This window comes from Vibrio sp. 1727, from assembly GCF_033344415.1.
GTDB classification, from domain to species: Bacteria; Pseudomonadota; Gammaproteobacteria; order Enterobacterales; family Vibrionaceae; genus Vibrio; species Vibrio alginolyticus.
In genome coordinates, this window is the sequence record NZ_JAWPOT010000321.1 from 1 (window position 1) to 666 (window position 666).

General features: G+C 45.2%; 1 protein-coding gene. It reads right to left on the reverse strand.

Translation table 11 applies throughout. The features are described from left to right. Positions 1-37: 37 nt before the first annotated feature. A partial coding sequence (locus R8O10_RS25500; protein ID WP_318191994.1) for a GGDEF domain-containing protein occupies positions 38-666 on the reverse strand: 629 nt, incomplete at its 5' end.

Genomic DNA, 666 nt, shown 5'->3' on the forward strand with positions numbered 1-666 from the left:
AATGGAATAATAGGAGCGATGTCGTTTTACCTTTCCGTTATGCGCTTTTAGTCGGTGTTTGGATGAACTTGCCACCCACCTCGCTTCCATCTTGGAATGTCGTAACTTGATTTCGCCCGGTGTGCTTTGAGCAATACAGTGCTTCGTCGGCTCGGGTGAGTGCGTCTTGCAATCGGTCATTGGGCATTAACTCGCTGATGCCGAAGCTCATCGTGACTTGGTTTTTAAAAGCAAGCAGCGACGTTTCACGTTCAATGCTGCGACGTACTAACTCGGCATAGGCTTTCGCGTTTTCGGCATTGGCAAGCAACACAATCATAAACTCGTCACCACCAAAGCGAACGGTACATGCTGACTCTGGTAACGTTTGTTTAAAAATCGTGGCGATGGTTGCCATGACTGAGTCGCCAGTGGTGTGTCCGTATTGGTCATTAATGGTTTTAAAATCGTCCACGTCAGTCATAACGATGCTGATAGGCGTATTTTTTTCGCGTGCTTGATTCACAAGGTTAGGCACAATGACTTCCATTGCACGTCGATTGTATAACCCAGTTAATGCATCCAAATGAGAAAGATCGTTGATGGATTTCACAAATCTTGCGTTGATCAACCACAACATACTAAAGCTCAAAGCAACAATGAGGCAGATACTAAATAGAAACGTCA